The sequence below is a fragment of the Actinoplanes sp. NPDC020271 genome (assembly GCF_044388125.1).
Taxonomy (GTDB): domain Bacteria; phylum Actinomycetota; class Actinomycetes; order Mycobacteriales; family Micromonosporaceae; genus Actinoplanes.
This window is the reverse complement of record NZ_JBIRWQ010000022.1, coordinates 93,760-113,802: the sequence shown is the minus strand read 5'-3', so window position 1 is coordinate 113,802 and position 20,043 is coordinate 93,760. Positions and strand designations below refer to the sequence as shown.

At 70.7% G+C, this 20,043-nt stretch carries 16 protein-coding genes; 9 read left to right on the top strand and 7 right to left on the bottom strand.

Annotated elements, in window-relative coordinates; translation table 11 throughout:
• Nucleotides 1-235 precede the first annotated feature (235 nt).
• The 3 genes from ACH442_RS35660 to ACH442_RS35650 all read right to left on the bottom strand — a co-directional run bounded on the left by ACH442_RS35660 (nucleotide 236) and on the right by ACH442_RS35650 (nucleotide 6,010).
• Nucleotides 236-2,215: a DEAD/DEAH box helicase gene (locus ACH442_RS35660; RefSeq protein WP_396342474.1), complete on the bottom strand. Its 1,980-nt coding sequence runs from the start codon at nucleotides 2,213-2,215 to the stop codon at nucleotides 236-238.
• Nucleotides 2,216-2,482: 267 nt separating this feature from the next.
• Nucleotides 2,483-4,228, bottom strand: a complete 1,746-nt coding sequence (locus ACH442_RS35655; protein WP_396342473.1) for a hypothetical protein — start codon at nucleotides 4,226-4,228, stop codon at nucleotides 2,483-2,485.
• 153 nt (nucleotides 4,229-4,381) lie between these two features.
• The gene (locus tag ACH442_RS35650) at nucleotides 4,382-6,010 is read right to left on the bottom strand and encodes a C40 family peptidase (RefSeq protein ID WP_396342472.1); all 1,629 of its coding nucleotides are present in this window, start codon (nucleotides 6,008-6,010) and stop codon (nucleotides 4,382-4,384) included.
• A gap of 296 nt (nucleotides 6,011-6,306) precedes the next feature.
• Here ACH442_RS35650 and mqnE point away from each other — a divergent pair, with 296 nt between their 5' ends.
• Genes mqnE through ACH442_RS35620 form a run of 6 tightly spaced genes read left to right on the top strand, consistent with a single transcriptional unit; the run spans nucleotide 6,307 to nucleotide 11,248 of the window.
• Complete coding sequence (mqnE, locus tag ACH442_RS35645) at nucleotides 6,307-7,476, top strand: aminofutalosine synthase MqnE (protein ID WP_396342471.1); 1,170 nt, start codon at nucleotides 6,307-6,309, stop codon at nucleotides 7,474-7,476.
• A gap of 9 nt (nucleotides 7,477-7,485) precedes the next feature.
• A complete protein-coding gene (locus ACH442_RS35640) occupies nucleotides 7,486-7,911 on the top strand; it encodes a hypothetical protein (protein ID WP_396342470.1) in 426 nt (141 codons plus the stop codon).
• Nucleotides 7,912-7,923: 12 nt separating this feature from the next.
• Nucleotides 7,924-8,475, top strand: a complete 552-nt coding sequence (locus ACH442_RS35635) for a DUF4229 domain-containing protein (RefSeq protein WP_396342469.1) — start codon at nucleotides 7,924-7,926, stop codon at nucleotides 8,473-8,475.
• 57 nt (nucleotides 8,476-8,532) lie between these two features.
• Nucleotides 8,533-9,456, top strand: a complete 924-nt coding sequence (locus tag ACH442_RS35630; RefSeq protein ID WP_396342468.1) for an ABC transporter substrate-binding protein — start codon at nucleotides 8,533-8,535, stop codon at nucleotides 9,454-9,456.
• An 11-nt stretch (nucleotides 9,457-9,467) separates the two neighbouring features.
• Nucleotides 9,468-10,487 (top strand): FecCD family ABC transporter permease, encoded by a 1,020-nt coding sequence (locus ACH442_RS35625; RefSeq protein ID WP_396342525.1) that lies wholly within the window; start codon nucleotides 9,468-9,470, stop codon nucleotides 10,485-10,487.
• On the top strand, nucleotides 10,472-11,248 hold the full coding sequence (locus tag ACH442_RS35620) for an ABC transporter ATP-binding protein (RefSeq protein ID WP_396342524.1): 777 nt from the start codon (nucleotides 10,472-10,474) through the stop codon (nucleotides 11,246-11,248). Before ACH442_RS35625 ends, ACH442_RS35620 begins: the two co-directional genes overlap by 16 nt.
• Before the next feature lie 139 nt (nucleotides 11,249-11,387).
• Here ACH442_RS35620 and ACH442_RS35615 read toward each other — a convergent pair whose 3' ends face one another.
• Nucleotides 11,388-12,149, bottom strand: a complete 762-nt coding sequence (locus ACH442_RS35615) for a VOC family protein (RefSeq protein WP_396342467.1) — start codon at nucleotides 12,147-12,149, stop codon at nucleotides 11,388-11,390.
• A gap of 90 nt (nucleotides 12,150-12,239) precedes the next feature.
• Here ACH442_RS35615 and ACH442_RS35610 point away from each other — a divergent pair, with 90 nt between their 5' ends.
• Nucleotides 12,240-12,677 carry a GNAT family N-acetyltransferase gene (locus ACH442_RS35610; RefSeq protein WP_396342465.1) on the top strand — a complete coding sequence of 146 codons (438 nt, stop codon included), beginning with the start codon at nucleotides 12,240-12,242 and terminating at the stop codon, nucleotides 12,675-12,677.
• 61 nt (nucleotides 12,678-12,738) lie between these two features.
• Nucleotides 12,739-14,274: a hypothetical protein gene (locus tag ACH442_RS35605; protein ID WP_396342464.1), complete on the top strand. Its 1,536-nt coding sequence runs from the start codon at nucleotides 12,739-12,741 to the stop codon at nucleotides 14,272-14,274.
• Here the strand turns inward: ACH442_RS35605 and ACH442_RS35600 are convergent.
• Both ACH442_RS35600 and ACH442_RS35595 read right to left on the bottom strand, forming a co-directional pair.
• Nucleotides 14,255-15,121: an LLM class flavin-dependent oxidoreductase gene (locus tag ACH442_RS35600; protein WP_396342463.1), complete on the bottom strand. Its 867-nt coding sequence runs from the start codon at nucleotides 15,119-15,121 to the stop codon at nucleotides 14,255-14,257. The two genes, ACH442_RS35605 and ACH442_RS35600, sit on opposite strands and share 20 nt — an antisense overlap.
• Entirely contained in the window at nucleotides 15,121-17,109 is a 1,989-nt protein-coding gene (locus ACH442_RS35595; RefSeq protein WP_396342523.1) for a HelD family protein, read from the bottom strand. Before ACH442_RS35595 ends, ACH442_RS35600 begins: the two co-directional genes overlap by 1 nt.
• A gap of 492 nt (nucleotides 17,110-17,601) precedes the next feature.
• Between ACH442_RS35595 and ACH442_RS35590 the strand changes: the two genes are divergently transcribed.
• On the top strand, nucleotides 17,602-18,453 hold the full coding sequence (locus ACH442_RS35590) for a menaquinone biosynthetic enzyme MqnA/MqnD family protein (protein ID WP_396342462.1): 852 nt from the start codon (nucleotides 17,602-17,604) through the stop codon (nucleotides 18,451-18,453).
• A gap of 297 nt (nucleotides 18,454-18,750) precedes the next feature.
• Here ACH442_RS35590 and ACH442_RS35585 read toward each other — a convergent pair whose 3' ends face one another.
• Nucleotides 18,751-19,707 carry an aldo/keto reductase gene (locus tag ACH442_RS35585; protein ID WP_396342461.1) on the bottom strand — a complete coding sequence of 319 codons (957 nt, stop codon included), beginning with the start codon at nucleotides 19,705-19,707 and terminating at the stop codon, nucleotides 18,751-18,753.
• Nucleotides 19,708-20,043 lie beyond the last annotated feature (336 nt).

The following is a 20,043-nucleotide window of genomic DNA, read 5'->3' as shown; positions in this document are numbered from 1 at the left end:
GCCCTGTGGATAACGAAAGCCCCGGCTCGCGGATGCGAGTCGGGGCTCCCGTGCGATTCAGTTGAGCAGCCGTGCCGCAGCCACCCGGTCAGCGGCCGTCAGCCACCGGATCAGCGGCCGTCGGCCGGGCTTCTCGCCGCTGGGTCAGCGGCCGTCAGCCACCGGATCAGCGGCCGTGGGCCGGGCTTCTCGCCGCTGGGTCAGCGGCTGGGAGCCCGGCTTGCCGGCTGCCTGATCAGTGGCTGCGAGCCGGCCGGGACGTGTTGAAACGGCCCGGGCCCTCACGACGGTCCGTGCGCTGCCCGTCCCGACGCTGGCCGGAGGGCCGGTCACCGAACGAACGGTCGCTGCGCGGACGGTCGCCGAAGCGCCGGTCCCCACCCCGGTCACCGAAGTTCCCACGCTCACCCGAGCCGGCACCCTGCCGGTCACCGAAGCCGCCACGGTCACCCGCGGGACGGTCGCCGAAGCCACCGCGGTCGCCCGCGGGACGGTCGCCGAAGCCGCCACGGTCGCCCGCGGGACGGTCACCGTAGCCACCGCGCTCGCGGTTCGGGCGGTCACCGAAGCCCGCACGGTCGCCGGCCGGCCGGTCACCGTAGCCACCGCGCTCGCGGTTCGGCCGGTCACCGAAGCCGCCACGGTCGCCCGCCGGGCGGTCACCGCGGTAGCCCCCACGGTCGGGACGGTCGCCGAAACGGTCGTTGCGGTCGCCGTAGGAACGCTGCGGCCGGTCACCGTAGCGCGGCCGGTCACCCCGGTCGCCACCGAAGCGGCCACGCCCGCCACCGGACCGCTCACGACGCGGCTCCGGCTCCTCGACCACCGGGACGCCGCTCGGCTCCTGAGCGCCGGTGATCGCGGCGAGCTTCTCGTCGCCGACACGCACCCGGACCTCGGCCGGCGCGACGCCCGCCTTGGCCATCATCGCCTGGGTGGAACGACGCTGCTTCGGCAGAACCAGCGTCACGACCGCACCGGACTCGCCGGCTCGCGCGGTGCGCCCGGCCCGGTGCAGGTAGTCCTTCGGGTCCTTCGGCGGGTCCACGTGCACGACCAGGGAAACCCCGTCGACGTGGATGCCCCGGGCGGCCACGTCCGTGGCGACCAGGACGTTCGTCCGGCCTTCCTTGAACTCGGCCAGAGTCCGGGTGCGCACCCGCTGGGTCTTGCCGCCGTGCAACGCACCGGCCCGCACACCGACCGCGTGGAGCTGCTCGACCAGCCGGTCGACGCCCATCTGGGTCCGCGCGAAGACGATGGTCTTGCCGGCCCGGTTCGCGATCCACGAGGTGATCGGGAACTTCTCGGCCGGCGGGATCAGCAGCAGGTGGTGATCCATGGTGGACACGCTGGCCTCGGCCGGCGCGGTGGAGTGCGTCACCGGGTCGTGCATGAAGCGCTTGACCAGGGTGTCGACGTCACCGTCCAGAGTGGCCGAGAAGAGCAGGCGCTGCGCGTTCTCCGGAGTCTTCGCCAGCAGCTCGGTGACCTCGGGCAGGAAGCCCATGTCGGCCATCTGGTCGGCCTCGTCGAGAACCGTGACCTCGACGTCGTCGAGCTTGCAGGCGCCCCGCTCGATCAGGTCGGCGAGCCGGCCCGGGGTCGCCACGATGACCTCGACGCCGCGGCGCAGCGCGTCCATCTGACGGTCGTAGGGAACACCGCCGACAGCGGTCTTCAGGAAGACGCCGACCGAGCGGCCGACCGGCATCAGCGAGTCGGCGACCTGCATGGCCAGCTCGCGGGTCGGAACCAGGATCAAAGCCTTCGGGTAGTGCGGGCGCGCCTTGCCGCCCTGGGCGGTGCGGGCCAGCACCGGCAGGCCGAAAGCGAGCGTCTTGCCGGAGCCGGTCTGGCCACGGCCGAGCACGTCACGGCCGGCCAGAGCATCCGGCACGGTCGCGGCCTGGATCTCGAAGGGGGTGGTGATGCCCTCACGGGTGAGGACTCGCACGATCTCGGCCGGGAGGCCCAGGTCGGCGAAGCCGGCGACGGCGACCGGCTCCGGCTCGACGGCGGACGGCTCGGTCTCGATGATCTCGACGGTCGCGGTGGTCTCGACGACCTCGGGGGTTTCGGTGCTCGTCGCCGGAGCTGTGGTGCCAGTGTTCTCGGCGGTGGTGCTGGTGTTCTCGGGGGTGTTGCTGCTGTTCTCGGGGGTGTTGCTGTCGAAAACGGACGGGAACGTGCTGGGGTCAGCGAAAGTGGTCAAGAGAACCTCTCTACGGGGGCGCATGCTCGCGAATAGCCCGCCGCGGTTGTCGAGAACCGCCCGCTGAAATGCCCGCAAGAACGCCCGAGGCGCGCACCGGGTGGGCGCGCCGCGTCAATAACTGCCATAAGTGTACGTGTGAACGCTCGCCCCACCGACCGCATTCCCGTCGGGTAGTGGGCAGGCTCACCTCAGTGCACAACCTCGCCAGCTTAGAGCAGCTCTCCCCGAGCAGCAAAATCCGGGGAGAACCGCCGTGGCGATCGTTCAGCCCGTGGCGCCCTTCAGCATGTCGGTGAAGCTGGAACCCACAGTGAGGACGAAGATCAGGCTGACCGCCACCAGCAGACCGAGAACGATCAGCATGGCGATCACCACCTTGAGGTTGCCGCGGCGCTGGTCGACCTTCGCGTCGTGCCAGCCCTGGGCCAGGATGTGCCCAGTCAGCGACCCCGAGTTCTCCACCGGGTCGCCGACCGGCATCGTCATGTCGATCGACGGGTAGCCGCCGGTGCTGCCGTAGACCTGACCACCCGGATGGCGCTGCGCGGGCGCGTGATTCGGCTGCGTCGGCACGTAGTTCACCGGCATGGTGGCGTCGATGTTCGTGGCCGCCGCCAGGTTCACCGGCAGGGTCATGTCGCTGGTACCGGGCGCGGCCAGATTCACCGGCATGGTCATGTCGGCGTTGGCGCCGGCCAGGTTGAGCGGCGTGGTCCGGTCGAAGTCACCGTTCGCGGCCGCGGTGGACAGCGGCATCGTCATGTCCGGGTTACCGGCGCCGGTGCGCAACGGCTGGGTCAGGTCAGGATTTGCCGGGGCCGGCGGGAAGCCGGGGATGCCGTTGGACATGGGCGGAAGGACTCCCGTCGGGCCGCCGCTCTCCGGCGGCATCGTGTACGTAGGCAGACCGTTCCCGATCACCGGAGGCGGCGGGAACACCGGACCCGGGCCGGGCGGCGGCGCGGGCACCGGACTCGGCCCGGGCGGCCCGGGAACCGGGCTCGGCATCGGGCCGGGCGGAACCGGGGACGGACCGGGGCCGGGCGGCACCGGAGAAGGGCCGGGACCGGGAGGAACGGGGCTCGGCGGGTACGGATCCGGCCCCGGGCCGGGCGGCGTGGGCGCCGGACCGGGCTGGGGCGCAGGCGTGGGGAACGGGCCCGGCTGCGGGCCTGGGATCGGCCCGGGCGGCGGCTTGATCGGGTCCGGGACGGTGGGCTCCGGCTCGGCCGGTTTCGGCGCACCGGGCTTCGGCGGTGCCGGGACGGGTCGGGGGTCGGCCGGGCGAGGCTCGGGCTTGTCCGGCTTGTCCGGCTTGTCCGGCTTGTCCGGCTTGTCCGGCTTGTCCGGCTTGGGCTCGGACGGCTCGGGCTGGCCGGGTTTCGGCTCGGCGGGCTCGGGCTGGCCCGGTTTCGGCTCGGACGGTTTCGGGTCGGCGGGCTTGGGATCAGCCGGCGTTGGGTCTTTGGGCTCGGCCGGTTCGGGCTCGGCCGGCGTCGGGGCCGGATCGCCCGGCTCCGGCTCGGGAGTGGCGGCCTTGCCGTAGATGGTCGGGTGCTCCGAGGTGGGAGTGCCGTAGACCCGCCCGGCCCCACTGGTCGGCGCGGCGGAGACCGGGGCCGAGCCGAACGCCTTCGCGCTGGCGACAATAGCCGAGGTCGCAGTGCCGGAACCGGACCTGGAAGCCTGCTTCGGCACCGAGGCCGACCCGGCCGCCGGAGCCGCTGAGACGGGCGCTGAGCCGGACGCCGGGGCTGCCGAGACGGGCGCTGAGCCGGAAACCGGGGCCGCGGAGACGGGTGTTGAGGCGGTGGGGACCGAGGCCGAGGTGGAGACCGGGACAGCGGAGACCTGGGCCGAGCCGGAGACCGTGGTGGGCCGCGCGGCGGCCCACAGGGCACCCGGCCCCGGCGGCGGAGGCGGCGCGTAACCCTCGGTGTCGCCCGCGGGCTGCCGGCCCGGCGGCGGCGTGGAGCTATCGCCGTCCCTGGTCGCCTGCTGCTCGTCCATGGGGCCTCCCGACCGCCGCTGCCGACGGTTGAGGACGTCGGTCGCTGACCTTAACCGTGCCACATCAGTCGGTGTTGACGCACCCGGCATAGACCCGACCAGCCCTCCGACAAAACGGTCGAGGGGCTGGTGCCTTGTTACCTGATTCGCGGACTAGTTGTCACTAGCACTGGAGGAGGACGACGAGGCTTCCGCCGACGAGGAATCGGCCGACTTCGTTGCGGTGGCCGACTTGGTCGCGGTGGCTGACTCGGTGCTGGCCGCCGACTTGGTGGTGGTGGCCGACTCGGCGGGCGTCGAGTGATCGTCGTCATCCGAGCCGCCGGACGAGCTCGAGCCGCCGTTGGACGGTGTCGTGCTGTCCGACTTGTCCGGCTCCGGGCTCGTGGACGGGGTGCCCGACGAGGTGCCCGGGTTCGGCGTCTTGACCGGCGTGCTCGGGGAGGAGCTGCCCGGGGTCGGGCTGCTCGAGCCGGTGCCGGCGCTCGGCTTGGTCGTCGAGGACCCCGACGGCTTCGGCGTGCCGGTGGACTTGCTGCCGGACGGTTTCGGCGTCGCCGTCTTCGTCGGTGTGGTCGGTTCCACCTCGGGGTCGGGCGTGCCGAGGTCGATCGCGCCGGCGCCGCCCTCGACGGAACCGAACACCCGGGTCGCGCCGAAGAGCGTGCCCCAGCGGACCGGGACGAGCCGCACGTTCAGGCCGGTGCGCGGGGCCTCGACCATCATGCCGTTGCCCGCGTACATCGCGACGTGGTGGATGCCGGTCCAGCTGTTGGTGTAGCTCCAGAACAGCAGGTCACCGGGGAGCAGCGAGTAGCGGTCGACCGCCTTGCTGCGGGTCTGCCAGTACTGATCGCGGGAGACGCGGACCAGCGGGAAGTTGACCGAGTGGTACGCCGCGTACATCAGGCCGGAGCAGTCGTACTCGTCGGGGCCCTCCTCGGACCACACGTACGGGTCGCCGCGCTGGGCCAGGGCGAACTGCAGTGCCTGGATCGCCCGCGGGTCGGCGCCCTGCCCCTGCGGGGTGGCGGACAGGTACTGCGAGCCGAGCGCCTGGTCGTTGGCGCTGGCGAGGGCCTCGGCCGCGTCCAGCTCGGGCTTGTGGGCGGCCTCGTACTTGTCCTGGGCGGCCTGCTTCTGCTTGAGCTTGGTGTCCTGCTCCTGGTACTGCTTGAGCAGCGCGTTGTACTTCGCGTCGGCGGTGCTCTGCTCGTCGAGCGCGAGCTGCGCGGCCACCTGCGCGGACTCCAGCCGCTGGATCGCGGACGAGTCGACCGGTTTCTCCCCGCGCTGCAGGCGGGCGAGCTGGTCGAGGCTGAGCAGGCCCGAGTCGAGAGCGCCGGGCGGGACCGCGGCGGCCGCCTGCAGGCCCTGGTTGGCGGCGGTGGTGGCGTCGGTCTGCGCGCCCTGCAGGTTGGTCTGCGCGTCGGCGACCTTCTGCTGCGTGGTGGTGACCTGGGTCTGCGCGAGATCGCGGTCGGCCTTGAGCTTCACCAGCTCGTCACCGAGCTGGTCGATCGCGACGCGACCCTTCTCGATCGTCTGCAGGACCGGGCTGGTGGCCGAACCGGGGATGCTGCTGACCGTGGTGGTGCTGATCGGGGTGTTGGGGAGCACGAGCGAGCCGACCTGGGTGGGGCGCGAGCCGGAGTCCGGCACGCCCGCCGCGAGGGGCTGATCGCCGTTGGGCGCGGCCATCGCCGGGACCGGCGCGAACAGCGCAGCCAGTGCCGCGGCGACCGCCGCCGAGATGGTGACGGGCAGCAATCGCGTGAGCACGGAATGTGACGAACCTGATCCGTACCGCAATGCCTTGGACATGAGCTCCCCGGTCCGCGACGGCCACCGGACCATCGCTAGTCGTTCCTAAAGGTTCATACCGCAGCAACGCACCGCTGTCGATCGAAAGAAGGTGAAAGACGCCTGAGAATTTCTCGACTTGCTGGTGCTCAAGTCCGTATCGCCTGGTCAGTGAAGGTCGCTCCGGGTGGGATGCGACACCGGGCGGCCCGGCGCCGTGTTCGGTGTCATACGGGGCACGTAGGCTCGACGGCGAGAACGGGAAAGGGGCGCACATGGATGCCGGACTGAAGCGTGACCTCGAGGCGAAGGTCTACGCGGGTGAGCGGCTCAGCCGCGAGGACGGCATCGCGCTCTACGACAGCGATGACCTCGCCTGGCTCGGCCGCCTCGCCCACCACAAGCGCACCGAGATGAACGGTGACCGGGTGATGTTCAACGTCAACCGGCACCTCAACCTGACGAACGTGTGCTCGGCCAGCTGTGCCTACTGCTCCTTCCAGCGCAAGCCGGGGGAGAAGGACGCTTACACGATGCGCATCGACGAGGCGGTGGCCAAGGCCAAGGAGATGGAGGGTGAGCAGCTCACCGAGCTGCACATCGTCAACGGCCTGCACCCCTCGCTGCCCTGGCGTTACTACCCCAAGGTGCTGCGCGAGCTGAAAGCGGCTCTGCCGGACGTGAAGCTCAAGTGCTTCACCGCCACCGAGGTGCAGTGGTTCGAGAAGATCAGCGGCCTCTCCGCCGGCGAGATCCTCGACGAGCTGATGGATGCCGGGCTGGAGTCGCTGACCGGTGGTGGCGCCGAGATCTTCGACTGGGAGGTCCGGCAGCACATCGTCGACCACAACTGCCACTGGGAGGACTGGTCGCGCATCCACCGGCTCGCTCACGAGAGGGGCATGAAGACGCCGGCGACGATGCTCTACGGGCACATCGAGGAGCCGCGGCACCGGGTCGACCACGTGCTGCGCCTGCGTGAGCTGCAGGACGAGACCGGTGGTTTCGCCGTCTTCATCCCGCTGCGCTACCAGCACGACTTCCACGACTCGGCGGACGGCAAGATCCGTAACCGGATCCAGGAGCGGACGACGATGGCGGCACCGGCCGAGTCGCTCAAGACGTTCGCGGTCTCCCGGCTGCTCTTCGACAACGTGCCGCACCTGAAGAACTTCTGGGTGATGCACGGCCTGTCGGTGGCTCAGCTGTCGCTGAACTTCGGGGCCGACGACCTCGACGGCTCGGTGGTGGAATACAAGATCACGCACGACGCCGACTCGTACGGGACGCCCAGCACGATGCACCGCGACGATCTGCTCAACGTCATCTGGGACGCCGGTTTCCAGCCGGTCGAGCGCAACACGCGCTACGAGGTCGTCCGGGAGTATGAGAGGCCGGTCAGCCTGGCCGAGCGGCGCAGTGAGCCGCAGAAGGTCTGGGCCTAGGATTTTCTGATGACCCAGCAGCGGAGCACGGGTGGTCTACGGCGGAATCCCGGTCCGGTGGCGACCGTCGGCGATCTGCTCGGCGCGGCCTTCGCGGGCCTGGTCGTCGGCATCGCGGTGGTGCTCGTCCTGGAGGGCATTCTCGCCGTGACCGGGGTGGCCCGGTTCGGCCAGACCAACGGCTGGCTGATCGTGATCCTGCCGGTCTGGCTCTTCGTCGAGCAGTTCCGGGCCGAGGGCTTCGGGGCGGAGCGGGTGCTGGCCGCGGTGCTCGGTATCGGCTTCGGGACCGCCGCGGGCTTGACGATCGCCGGTCTGGTCGCGCCGTACACTCCTCCCCTGGTGAGCGGTGGCGCCGGCGCGGTGACCGCCACGATCGTCTACTGCTTCGTCTGGTTCTACGGCCTTCGCTGGCTTCGTCAGCGGTCCGGCTGAGGGAGAGAGATCATGAGTCCCGCCATCAAGTACACGCTGGGTCGCATCGGCCTGTTCCTGCTGGTGTTCGCGGTCCTCTTCCCGACCCCGCTGAACATCCTGGTCAAGGCCATGATCGCATTCGTGGCATCGGCTGCGTTCGCGTTCTTCCTGTTGCGCAACTGGCGTGACCAGATGGCCGAGCACCTCGCCGACGCGGCCGCGCGCCGCTCCGCGGAGAAGGCCCGCCTGCGGTCCGCGCTGGCCGGCGACGACTTGGCCGCCGAGGCCGGCGACCGGGTGGCCGCCGCCGACGCCAAAAAGCCCGCCGACGCCCAAAGGCCCGCCGACGCAAAAGAGCCGGTCACCGTCACCCAAAAGTCCGTCACTGGCGCGCAAAAGCCGGTCACGCCCGCGGCCGACGCGAAGAATCAGGTCACGCCCGACGCCGCCGAGGGCCGGGTTGCGACCGACGCCGGCGTCACGGGCAAGACGGGGACCGAGGTGGAGGGCGCTACGGCCGCAGGTGCCGCGGACACCGCCGACGCAGTGAAGACCGAGCACAAGACCGACGCCGGCAAGTAATCTCGCGCGCCGCGGCCCTGTCGGCGAAGCACCACCTCCGACCGACAGAAGGACCTCATGAAACGCGTACTGATCGCTGCCACGGCGGCGTCCGCCCTGCTGCTCGCCGGCTGCGGCACCTCTGACGAGAACGACAAGTCGTCCAACCCGGCGAGTTCGGCCGCGGCCAGTTTCCCGGTGACGGTCGGGACGCTGACGCTCGGCGCGCGCCCGGAGAAGATCGTCTCGCTGAGCCCGACCGCCACCGAGATGCTCTTCGCGATCGGCGCCGGCTCGCAGGTGACCGCGGTCGATGATCAGTCGAACTACCCGGCCGAGGCGCCGAAGACCGATCTCTCCGGCTTCAAGCCGAACGCCGAGGCGATCGCCGCGAAGGATCCCGACCTCGTGGTGCTCTCCGGCGACGCTGATCAGATCGTCGCTCAACTGGGCAAACTCAAGATCCCGACGTTGGTGTCGCCGGCGGCGGGGACGCTCGACGACACGTACCGGGAAATCAAAGATCTTGGGATTTTGACCGGTCACGGGGCCGAGGCGAACGCGGTGACCGACGGGATGAAGGCTGAGATCGATCAGATCGTGAAGTCGATGCCGGCCCGCGCCAAGCCGCTCACCTACTACTACGAGCTCGGGCCGGAGCTCTACTCGGCGACGTCGAAGACGTTCATCGGTGGCGTCTTCAATCTGTTCGGGATGACGAACGTGGCCGACGCCGCGGACGCCGACGGCAGCAAGGGCGGGTATCCGCAGCTCTCGGCGGAAGCGCTGGTCAAGGCGAACCCGGACACCGTCTTCCTGGCCGACACCAAGTGTTGCCAGCAGACCGCGGCGACGGTGGCCGCGCGGGCCGGCTGGTCGTCGATCACGGCGGTGCAGAAGTCCCAGGTCTATCCGTTGGACGATGACATCGCGTCGCGCTGGGGACCCCGTACAGTCGATCTTGTGAGGTCCGTGGCCGACGCGGTGAGCAAGGTCTCGTGAGACCGGCCGGGATGCGCCCGGCCTGGCTGGCCGCCGGCGTCGTGGCCGTGCTGGTCGCGGTCGTCGCCGGCCTCGCCTTCGGCTCGGTGTCGCTGCCGCCCGGCGGCGTCGCCGTCGAACTTCTCAACCTCATTCCCGGCGTACGCCTGCACAGCGGACTCACCGAGCGTGAGGTCGCGATCCTCACCGAGTTGCGGTTGCCCCGGGTCGTGCTCGGTCTCCTGGTCGGCGCGATGCTGGCGCTGGCCGGCGCGGCGTACCAGGGTGCGTTCCGTAATCCGCTGGCCGACCCGCACCTGCTCGGGGTCGCCGCCGGGGCCGGTCTCGGCGTGACCGCGGTGCTCGTGCTGCGTCCGGCGGGGACGGAGCTGCCGATCGGCGTGCCTGCGGCGGCCTTCGTGGGAGCTCTGAGCGCGGTCGCGCTCACGTGGATGCTCGGCGCCGCCGGTGGCCGCGATCGATCACCGGCCGCTCTGATCCTGGCCGGGGTCGCGGTCGCCGCCTTCCTCTCCGCGATCCAGACCTATCTGCTGCAACGGCACGTCGAGTCGCTGCGCGAGGTGTACTCCTGGCTGCTCGGCCGCCTCGGCACGGCCGGCTGGCACGACGTGCTCGTGGTGCTGCCCTACACCGTGGTGACCGCCGCGATCATGCTCACCCAGCGGCGTGAGCTGGACGTTCTCACCGTCGGCGACGAGGAGGCGACCAGCCTCGGCCTGCACCCGCAGCGCAGCCGGTACCTGTTGATCGTGGCCGCCTCGCTGGGCACCGCCGCGGCCGTCTCGGTCTCCGGGCTGATCGGGTTCGTCGGCATCATCGTCCCGCACACACTGCGACTGCTGACCGGGCCGAGCTACCGGTCGTTGCTGCCGTTGTCGCTGCTCTTCGGCGCGGCGTTCCTGGCGCTGACCGATCTGCTGGCCCGGGTCGCGGGCGGTGCGGCGGAGATCCCGATCGGGGTGGTCACGGCGTTCCTCGGCGCGCCGTTCTTCATCGTGGTGCTGCGCACCACGCGATCGGCGTCCACATGATCAAAATCGAGGATTTGACGGTACGCCTCGACAACGCCCTGATCGTCGACCACATCAGCCTGGACGTGGCCGACGGCGAGTGGGTCACCGTGATCGGCCCCAACGGTGCCGGCAAGTCCACCGTCCTGCGTGCCGTGGCCGGTCTGCTCCCGTTCGACGGCACGATCCGGCTGGACGGCCGTCCGCTCGGTGACCTGCCTCGGCGGGAGCGGGCCAAGGCGCTCGCCGTGGTCGTCCAGAACCCGGTCGTCCCACCCGCGATGACCGTTTTCGACTACGTCCTGCTCGGGCGTACGCCCTACATCGCGCCACTCGGCCGGGAATCCGCCGCCGACCTGGCCGCCGTCGAGGCTGAGTTGACCGCCCTCGACCTGGTCCCGTTCGCGGGCCGCCGGCTGGACACGCTCTCCGGCGGCGAGCGGCAGCGGGTGTTCCTGGCGCGGGCGCTCGCCCAGGGTGCCCGGATCCTGCTGCTCGACGAGCCGACCAGCGCGCTGGACATCGGCCACCAGCAGGAGGTTCTCGAACTGGTCGACGACCTGCGCGCCTCGCGGGGCCTGACCGTGCTCGCCACCATGCACGACCTGTCGACCGCGGGGGAGTACGCCGACCGCATGGTTCTGCTGTCGGGCGGCCGGGTCGCGGCGGCCGGCACCCCGTCCGAGGTGCTGACCGAGGCCAACCTGGCCGAGCATTACCGGGTCCGGGTGCGAGTCATCCCCGGCGATCATGGCCCTCTGGTCGTCGCCGTCCGCTCCTGACCCCGTGGCACCTCTGGTAGCGAGCCGCCGGCTGTCGGCCGGTTCTCAGAGGTGTTTCCATGCGTTTCAAGCGCCCCTGAGAGCTAGTCGAGAGCGGGTGGCGCGGGGTGCCGAGAGTGGCGGCGGCATCGCGCGGGTGTCAGCGGCCGGCGGCGAGCAGGGCGAACGTCGCGCCCTGGGGATCGGCCAGGACCGCGTAGCGACCGATGGCGATCGTCGTCGGCGGGCTGATCACACGCCCGCCGAGCGCGAACGCGTGCTGTGCGGCCACGTCGCAGTCGCCGACCGCGAAGTAGACCAGCCAGTACGGCGGGACGTCGTCGGCCCACCCCTCGCCGGCCATCGGCTGCAGACCCGCGACGGGGTGACGCAGGTTGTCGCAGAGCACGTACGGCCGCCCGCCGACCGCCGTCTCCCGGAACGTCCAGCCGAAGACGGAGGCGTAGAAGTGGCGCGCCCCGTCGACGTCCCTGGTGTTCAGCTCGCTCCAGGTCAGCGCCCCGGGCACGTTGAAGACCCCGGCGCCGGGCATCGTGCCGGGCTCCCACACGCTGAACGGCGCGCCGGCCGGGTCGAGGAACGCCGCCATCCGGCCCTGATCCATCACGTCGAACGGTGCGACCAGCACCTTCCCGGCGGACGCCTCCACCCGGGCAGCGATCAGGTCGGCGTTGTCGGTGGCGATGTACGTGCTCCAGGCGGTCGGCTGCCCCTCGCCGAACAGCGGACCGGCACCGGCCACGGGCAGGCCGTTGAGCAGGAACGTCGTGTATCCGCCGAAGTCGTCGCCGGAGACCTCGGCGGTCCAGCCGAACAGGTTCGTGTAGAACCGGGTCGAGTCGCCGAGATCGGACGTGGCCAGATCCACCCAGGTGGGCACGCCAGGCGATGGAACGGTCATATCCGCATGGTCGCATCCGGACACCGGCGGCCGGGCCGGACTGTCAGTCTTCTAGCCGATCCAGGCTCGGACGGCCTTAAGGTGACGGCCGTGGAGAAATTGACCTTGCGGGCGGCGCAGCGATCCGAACTGGACACCGTGCTGGCGTTCTGGCAGAGCGCGGCCGAGAACGACAGCCGCCCCACGGACACCCCGGCGGCGATCGAGGCGCTGACCGGCCGGGACCCGGAGGCACTGATCCTGGCGGTGGCCGACGGCGAGATCGTCGGGACGATCATCGCGGGGTGGGACGGCTGGCGCTGTCACCTCTACCGGCTGGCCGTCTCGCCCGGACACCGGCGTCAAGGCATCGGCGTCCGGCTGATCGAGGCCGCCGAGGAACGGTTCCGCCGGCTGGGCGGCACCCGCGTGGATGCCATGGTGCTGGACGCGAACGAGCGCGCCCACGGCATCTGGGCCGCACGCGGCTACCGTCGGCAGGACGAGTGGTCGCGTTGGGTGAAACCGCTCGACACGTCCGAAGAGTGAGATCCAGCCGCAATCGAACAAGCCTTCCCGCCGGGCGGTGGAACGGCGAGGATGCTCGATCGTGGATGACCTCCTGGTGGCGCTGGCCGGCAATCCGGCCCTGCCGCCCGCCCTGGTCGACCGTCTGATCGGGCGGGCCGACGAGGATCTCGCGCAAGCCCTCGCCTACCGCTCCGATCTGACTTCGGCCCAGGTCCGCGCGCTGGCGGTCCGGGACAGTGGCGCCGCCGAGGCGCTGGCGCGCGACGGCCGGCTGTCGGCGGAGGACCTGGTTGTGGAGGAAGCGCTCGATACGACGTACCTCCAATTGGTTCTGCTCGACGAGGGACGTGGCCGGGAAGCCTGGGCCCGGCGGATCGCCACCGACCCGAGCGCGGAGGTGCGGCAGAAGCTCGCGGCCTGCCCGGGACTGCCGGCCGAGGTCTCGGCGGTGCTGGCCGACGACCCGGACCTGGACGTGGTTAGCGAAACGGCGATCTTCACCACCGATCGTGAGCTGCTGGAACGCCTTGCGAAGCACCGGCACGCCGCGGTCCGGGCGATGGTCGCGGCCAACCACGCGGCGTCGCCGGAACTGCTGGCCGCGCTGCTCGTCAACGATCCGCCGCCGGAAGCCTGCCGGGTTTGTGACCAGGAGCCGATCCCGTTCACGCACGGCCGGGACTGCGAGCGGCCGGACTGCGCGCTGCTGCCCGGTGACGCGTGCGACGGCAGCCACCAATCCGCTGTCCACAGCCTGCGGTGTCATGCTGTGGATAACCCTGCGACGCCGATGTCTTCGCTGGTCAGCCTGGCCGACTCGCCGTCCACTGTGCTGCGCTGGACCCTCGCCGAGCGGCCCGACCTGCCGCCTGTGGTGGCCGAGCAGCTGGCTGGCGACCCGGTCGCCGGGGTGCGGCACTACCTGGCCGGGAACCCGGGACTGCCGCCGCACCTGATCGAACGGCTGGCCGCGGACCCGGCCCACGAGGTGCGCCGGCAACTCGCCCACAACCCGAACATTCCGCTCGACGTGCTCGCTCGGGTGGCCGCCACGACCCGGCTCGGGCCGACCCTGCTGCCGCGCGTCGCAACGGCGACCGACGACGAGGTCCACGCCTTGGCGACAAACACCGATCCGGAGGTACGGAGGCTGCTCGCGACCCGCCGTGACCTGCCCGCCGACGTCCGGGACGGGCTCGCCGCCGACCCGGACGCGAAGGTGGTCGCGGCGATCGCCGGCCATCCCGGGCTGAGCGGCGAGGCGCTGGCCGGGATGGTGGCGGCTCACGGCGTACGCGTGAAAAGCGCCGTCGCGGCGAACCCGGACGCGCCCAGCGACCTCCTCCTGGCCCTGGCTCGCGAAGATCCGCGGGTGCCGAAGGCGCTCCGCGAGATCGCCCGGCACCCGAACGCGGACGCCGAAGTGCTGGAGATCTGCCTGGCCGACGAGGACGGGCGGCTGCGGGCGATCGCGGCCGCGCATCCGGCGCTGCCGGCGGAACGGGTCGCCGGACTGCTTGCCGACCCGGACCCGCAGGTAGCCGAGTCGGCGGCCGGCAACCCGTCCCTGCCGCTCGCGGAAATGAACCGCCGGATCAGCGGCCGAGAGCGGTGAGGGCGGCCTTGAGCTGCGGAATCGGGTCCGGCCCGAGCGGTCGCAGCACGATCGTCCCCGCGCCGGCCCCGACCAGCGAGTCCACCTTGGACGGCACCTGGTCGACCGGGCCGATCAGCGAGAACACCTCGGAGGGCGGCACGCCGAGCCAGCTCGCCTGACCCTCGACCATCGAGCCGGTGACCTTCGCGGCGTCGTCCGGATCGTCGTTGACGTGCAGATACGTGAAGACGATCAGCTCGTGCTCGTCGGCCGCGCCGCCCCGCCGGAGGTGCGAGAGCGCGTCCGTGAGCTGCTCGGGCCCGTTGCCCTCGGCGATGATCGTGCCGTCCGCGACCCGGCCGGAAAGCTCCAGCGAGCGCGGCTTCACCACGCCGGTGACGATCGGCGGCAGAACGGCCGGCGGGTGCACCAGGCGAACGCCGTCGATGCACACCTCACGCCCGTTCATCGTCACCGTCTCGCCGCGGAGCAGGCCCTGCACCACGACGATCGTCTCCTCCAGCATGGCCAGCGGCGACTTCGGCTTCACACCGAGCTGCTCCATCCACTGCGTCACGCCGTGCCCGAGCCCGGCCACCAGGCGACCCGGGTGCACCCGGGCCAGCATGGCCAGCTCCATCGCGAGCAGCGCGGGGCTGCGCAGCGGGGCCGGCGCGATACCGATGCCGACCCGGATGCGGGACGTGGCGGCGAGGGCCAGCGCGGCCGTACTGATCGAGCCGGCCCAGCCGAGATCCTCGACGACCCACAGGTCATCGGCACCGGCCTCCTCCGCGGCGACGGCGAAGGCGGTGAGGTCCTCGGGGGGAAGGTCGCGGTCGAACATCACTCCGATGCGTGGCATCAGTCGATGTTAAGCGGTTCAGGAAGCGGTTTCGCGTGGAGCACCGAAAGGCGGGTGACCGCTCGCGTGAGCACGACGTAGAGGCGGTTCAGCCCGCGGGGCTCGGCGGCAACGATGTCGGCGGGCTCGTGGACGATGACGTGGTCGTACTCCAAGCCCTTGACCAGCGTGGCCGGGACCACCATGACGCGCGCCTCGGCCTCGAGGTCGTCGGGCGTCGCGTGCTCGACGCCGGCGGCCGTGAGCTCACCGCGCAGCCGGTCCACCGCCGCGTCCGCCGCGATGATCGCGATCGAGCCCTCGTGCTCCAGCGCCGCGGTGACCTCGACCAGCGTGCGCGCGTCCAGCTCGTCCGCCTCGGCGACCGGAATGACCGCAAGGTCACCGTCGCGGCGCAGCGACACCGCCTCCGGCACGTTGACGCCGAGCGCCGGCAGCAGCCGGTTGGCCAGCGTCACCACCGCCTCCGGGACGCGGAAGCCGACCGTCAGCGGCACCACCGAGGCGTCCGGTTTGCCCAGGTGGCGCAGGATCTCCCGCCAGTCGGTGGTGGCCCACGGCGCGGTGCCCTGGGCCAGGTCGCCGAGCAGCGTGATCGAGCCGTGCTCACTGCGCCGGGCAATCGCGCGGGCCGCCATCGGGGACAGATCCTGAGCCTCGTCGACGACCACGTGACCGAAACTGTTCTCCCGTTCCAGCAGCCCGGCTGCCTCGTCGAGCAGCAGCAGGTCGCCCGCCGCCCACTTGGCCGACTTCGGGGTCTTGGGCGGTTTCACCCAGCGGATCGCCGCCTGCTCCGCCTCGGTCAGCAGATCGGCTGCCGAGGGGTCGGTCAGCAGCTCGGCGACCAGCGACTCCGGGGTCACGGCGGGCCAGCAGGCCTCCAGGAACCCGGTCACCGGGGCGATCCTGCTCATCTTGCGCAACCAGGTCTCACTCGGCGAATTGCCGGTCCGGTACTCCGACTGGCGCTGCAACAGGCCCACGACCCGGGCCCGGACGCGCTCGCGGCCGACCGAATACGGCAACTCCTCGCGACGTGCCTCGTCGACGATCCGGCGCAGCGGCTCGACGTCGATCCGCCAGCGGTAGGAACCGTCCGACACCATGATCGGCTCGGTCGGTTTGGCGATCCGGCTCCAGAGCAGGTTCTTCAGCGTTTCCGCCATGCGCACGTCATTCTTGACGAGCGCGGCCGCAGGAGCATCAACCGCTTTGACCGGATTTTTTGCCACAAGCTCGTCCAGGGTGGATTGCTGGACCTCGACCTCGCCCAACGTCGGCAGCACCGCCGAGATGTAGGAGAGGAACGCGGTGTTCGGCCCCACGATCAGCACCCCGGACCGGCGCAGACGCTCCCGGTGCAGGTAGAGCAGGAACGCCGCCCGGTGCAGCCCGACCGCGGTCTTCCCGGTGCCCGGCGCGCCCTGCACGCAGATCGAATCACCCAGCTCGGCCCGGACCAGCTCGTCCTGCTCAGGCTGAATGGTGGCGACGATGTCCCGCATCGGCCCGACGCGCGGTCGCTCGATCTCCGCGGTCAGGATCCGGCTGCTGGTCCCCAACTCCTCGCCACGATCCAGGTGTTCATCCTCAAAACTGGTCAAGTCACCCTTGACGAACCCGAACCGCCGGCGCGTCGCCACACCCTGCGGATCACGGACGCTCGCCCGGTAGAACGACCGCGACAGCGGCGCCCGCCAATCCAGCACCATCGGCTCACCGGCGTCGTCAGTCACGTGCCGCCGGCCCACGTGATAGGCGTTCTCCTCGATGTCGAGACGCCCGAAGAACAGCGGAGTGTCGGGATCGTCGGCCAGCTCCTTCACCCGGCGGGCCATGTGCCGGCCCAACTGCTCCGCGGTGTAGGCGTCGCCGGCCACCTTGTCACCGGTCGAGAAGAGCGCCTCGGCTCGGCCGCGCATCCGTTTCAGCGCGGCCCTCGACTCGACGAGGTGGGATCGTTCGGCAGCGAGCTCTTCTTGCATGTCAAACGTGGACACGGGGCATCCTCGGCAGGCTCATCACGGCTGCGCTCGCGTTTCCGGACGGCGTTTCGGCCGCCGCCCGGCGCGGGGACGTCCGCTGCGGTGCTTGCTCACCACGGCCGTCGAGCGGCCCTCCACGCTACGCACCCTTCACCATCTGTCCACCGATTTATCACTTTTTGAAGATCAACTTCAGGATCTTCATGTCCCCTCTCCGCTGTGGTCCGGATCGTCGCTCCCGCGGGGGCCCCTACGGGCTTTGCAGGCCGTGGCCGGCCAGAACGCAAAGCCCTCCAGGGCGGCCTCCGTGGGTGGTTGCGCTCACCCCGCAAAACCCGGTCACGCCCGGCGTCGGCTCACGGAATCGACGCCGGGCGCGACCGGCCCGGGCTGGTACTGACGGGCGTGATTCGTCCCTCGCCCCGCTGGACGTGAGCAACGAGACGCTGCTTCGATAAGCGAACTCGCCGAGGTCAGGGATACCGTCGGGTCATGAACGACAGCGTCAGTCGGCCCCGGGTCGGGCACATCCAGTTCCTCAACTGCCTGCCGATCTACTGGGGGCTGATGCGATCGGGCGCACTGCTCGACGTCGATCTGCACAAGGACACGCCCGACCGGCTCAGCGCCGCGCTCGTCGCCGGTGACCTCGACATCGGGCCGATCACGCTGGTCGAGTACTTGAAGCACGCCGACCAGCTGGTTCTGCTGCCCGACCTGGCCGTCGGCAGTGACGGGCCGGTGCTCTCGGTCAACCTGGTCACCACCCGGCCCCTCGATGAGCTGGACAAACGGCCGGTCGCACTGGGGTCCACCTCACGGACCGGGGTGCTGCTGGCGCAGATGCTGCTCTCCGAGCGATACGGGGTGGAGCCGACCTACTTCCGCTGCCCGCCCGACCTGTCACTCATGCTGCGCGAGGCCGACGCGGCGGCGCTGATCGGGGACCCGGCGCTGCGCGCGCTGTACGAAGCGCCCGCAAAGGGCCTGCAGGTGATCGACCTGGCCGACGCCTGGCGGGAATGGACCGGGCTGCCGATGGTCTTCGCCGTCTGGGCAGTTCGGAAGGACTTCGCCGCCGCCTACCCCGGCCAGGTCAAGGATGTGCACGAGGCGTTCCAGCGCTCGAAGGAACTGTGCCTCGGCGAACTGGACGCGGTGGCCGAGGCGGCGGCGCGGTGGGAGCCGTTCGACGCGGCGACCCTGGCGAACTACTTCCGGGCGCTCGACTTCTCGCTGGGGGAGCGGCAGCAGATGGGGGTTCGGGAGTTCGCCCGGCGGGCTGCGGCCCGTGGTGAGGTCCCGGCCCTGCCTGCTGACGGTTTGCTCTTCGCCGACGTGTGACCGCCGGCGTCTGACTGTCGGCCGTCCGGCCCCTACCGTCTGACTGCCGGCCGTCCGGCCTCTGGCTGCCGACCGCGGGCTGACGGTCGTCATCGAACCCGAACGACGACCGTCAGCGCTGGTTGAACTCGGTTGGCTGGTCGGGCGCTTTCGACAGTGGCCGTCCGTGCCGGCTCTTGACCGGCGCTGTCCGGAACAGCAGCCACGGCCGGCTCTTGACCGGGCGCTGTCCGGAACAGCAGCCACGGCTGGCTCTTGGTCAGGCGCTTTCCGGAACAGCAACCAGTCGGCTCTTGGTCAGGCGCTGAGGATGGCGTCCAAGGCGGCGACGTCCTCGGCGGTCAGCTCCCAAGTGGCCGCGGCGGCGTTCGCGCGGACCTGGTCGGCGGTGGTGGCGCCGGCGATCACACTTGTCACCGCGGGACGGGCGGCCAGACCCGCGATCGCCACGTCGAGCAGGCTGTGGCCGCGCTCGGCGCCGAACGCGGTGAGCGCCTCGATGGTGTCCCAGTCGGCGTGCTCCAGCCACGGCGCATACCGCTCCTGGGAGAGGCGGGTGCCCGAGGCCGGCTTCTCGCCCCGCCGGTACTTCCCGGAGAGCAACCCCGAGTCGAGTGGGAAGAACGGCAACAACCCCAGCCCGAAACGCTCGCACGCCGGGACGACCTCGATCTCCACATCCCGGTGCAGCAGGCTGTAGCGGTTCTGTGCACTGATGAACGGGGACAGATTCGACGCCCGAGCCGTCCAGTCGGCGTCCGCGATCTGCCAGCCGGAAAAGTTGGAGTTACCCAGGTAGCGCACCTTGCCGGAACGGACCAGATCGTCCAGCGCGGCCAGGGTCTCCTCGATCGGGGTGGCCGGGTCCGGCTCGTGCAGCTGGTAGAGGTCGAGGTAGTCGGTCTCCAGCCGGCGCAGCGACGCCTCGACCGCACGGACCACGTAGCGCCGGGAACCGCGGGCTCCGAAGTCCCGCCCGTTCAGGCCTTCCATGTTCATGCCGAATTTGGTGGCCAGCACGATGTCGTCACGGCGACCCTTCAGAGCCGCGCCGAGCAGTTCCTCCGAGCCGCCATGCGGGGTGCCGTAGATGTCCGCCGTGTCGAACAGGGTGATGCCGGCGTCGATCGCGGCGTCGACGACCTCGCGGGTGCCGTCCGCGTCGAGCTTCCGGCCGAAGTTGTTGCAGCCGATGCCGACGACGGACACGACCAGGCCCGAATCGCCGAGACGCCGATAGCTCATTTCAGTCATGAGCCAAACCTAGTCCGCCCGATGCGGTGAGCCCGGGAAGAACCATATATCGGTCATAGTCTATTGACACGGCTTGTCACGCCTCGCATGCTGATGCGTACTCTCCGAGAGGCGAAATCCCCTCAAGTCGGGTAGTCTCCAAGCCGCCGCGTCCATCGTGGACTCGCCCACGATCGGTCCACGATGGGCGCGGCCCGCCACCCCCTGTCACCCCCCAGCGCCGCCGGGCGGCAGCGGCCCAGCGCCGCCGGGCGGCATCGGCTCAGCGCCGCCGGGCGGCATCGGCTCAGCGCCGCCGGGCGGCATCGGCTCAGCGCCGCCGGGCGGCATCGGCTC

What these genes read in the sequence shown, in the direction of transcription:
- ACH442_RS35655 (WP_396342473.1), bottom strand. Translation starts at nt 4,228, where the DNA reads ATGGACGAGCAGCAGGCGACCAGGGACGGCGATAGCTCCACGCCGCCG.
- mqnE (WP_396342471.1), top strand. Translation starts at nt 6,307, where the DNA reads ATGGATGCCGGACTGAAGCGTGACCTCGAGGCGAAGGTCTACGCGGGT.
- ACH442_RS35640 (WP_396342470.1), top strand. Translation starts at nt 7,486, where the DNA reads ATGACCCAGCAGCGGAGCACGGGTGGTCTACGGCGGAATCCCGGTCCG.
- ACH442_RS35635 (WP_396342469.1), top strand. Translation starts at nt 7,924, where the DNA reads ATGAGTCCCGCCATCAAGTACACGCTGGGTCGCATCGGCCTGTTCCTG.
- ACH442_RS35630 (WP_396342468.1), top strand. Translation starts at nt 8,533, where the DNA reads ATGAAACGCGTACTGATCGCTGCCACGGCGGCGTCCGCCCTGCTGCTC.
- ACH442_RS35625 (WP_396342525.1), top strand. Translation starts at nt 9,468, where the DNA reads ATGCGCCCGGCCTGGCTGGCCGCCGGCGTCGTGGCCGTGCTGGTCGCG.
- ACH442_RS35615 (WP_396342467.1), bottom strand. Translation starts at nt 12,149, where the DNA reads ATGACCGTTCCATCGCCTGGCGTGCCCACCTGGGTGGATCTGGCCACG.
- ACH442_RS35600 (WP_396342463.1), bottom strand. Translation starts at nt 15,121, where the DNA reads ATGCCACGCATCGGAGTGATGTTCGACCGCGACCTTCCCCCCGAGGAC.
- ACH442_RS35595 (WP_396342523.1), bottom strand. Translation starts at nt 17,109, where the DNA reads ATGCAAGAAGAGCTCGCTGCCGAACGATCCCACCTCGTCGAGTCGAGG.
- ACH442_RS35590 (WP_396342462.1), top strand. Translation starts at nt 17,602, where the DNA reads ATGAACGACAGCGTCAGTCGGCCCCGGGTCGGGCACATCCAGTTCCTC.
- ACH442_RS35585 (WP_396342461.1), bottom strand. Translation starts at nt 19,707, where the DNA reads ATGACTGAAATGAGCTATCGGCGTCTCGGCGATTCGGGCCTGGTCGTG.